This window comes from Acinetobacter sp. (assembly GCF_036666595.1).
In the GTDB taxonomy this organism is placed as follows: Bacteria; Pseudomonadota; Gammaproteobacteria; order Pseudomonadales; family Moraxellaceae; genus Acinetobacter.
Window position 1 is genome coordinate 1 of sequence record NZ_JAVWVO010000094.1, and the last position, 666, is coordinate 666.

General features: G+C 30.5%; 1 protein-coding gene. It reads right to left on the reverse strand.

The window, feature by feature from the left end:
• Positions 1-152: 152 nt before the first annotated feature.
• On the reverse strand, positions 153-473 hold the full coding sequence (locus RR876_RS16970) for a hypothetical protein (protein WP_065995572.1): 321 nt from the start codon (positions 471-473) through the stop codon (positions 153-155).
• Positions 474-666 lie beyond the last annotated feature (193 nt).

Consider the following 666-nt stretch of genomic DNA (forward strand, 5'->3'; position numbering starts at 1 on the left):
AACTATCAAAAATGTTCATAAAAAAGCCGACTTGTTTCCAAGTCGGTTTTTTAGGTTTTGCGTCCCAATTTTTTATAGCATAACTTTTTGAAATATATAGCTATTTTAGGATGCGTTTCGTATAAGCTCTATTATGTTAAATAGGGGAAAAATTAGGGTAACTCGATATTTAACTGCTTTAACCTTTTCTTTGCTATTTCTTGCTGGTCAGGATTAAACAAAGCAGAATATTCAGGTTTTAAAATGAGATATTCGACTGTTAACTTTAAAGCTTCTGGTCCTCTTGAATATAGTTCTGTAAAACCATCAGGTATTTTACTTGATGAAATTAATAGTCGATTGGCTGTTTCAATTCCTCCGTACTGATCAAGCATTTTTTTAAATCTTGTTGGTTTATACGGTGGAGTAAGCTCTTTTGACTTATCGTAGATTTGTCGCATTTCTTCATTAAATTTTTGTTCTACTTCAAACATATTAACCTCTATTTTTTAATTCTTTAAAGCGAAATTACCATTCAATGTTAATGCTTTTAGCACCACGATTTTTTAATTCTTTAATTAAGTCCTCTACAGATAAGTCTTCAATACTATTTGAGGATTTTAAATTAACTCTAGTACCTGTAGATAGGTAATCGTTCAATTTTCTCCAAGTTTCTTGACTTGGTAC

Excerpts from the sequence above, each read along its gene's own strand:
- RR876_RS16970 (WP_065995572.1), bottom strand. The coding sequence starts at position 473 with ATGTTTGAAGTAGAACAAAAATTTAATGAAGAAATGCGACAAATCTAC.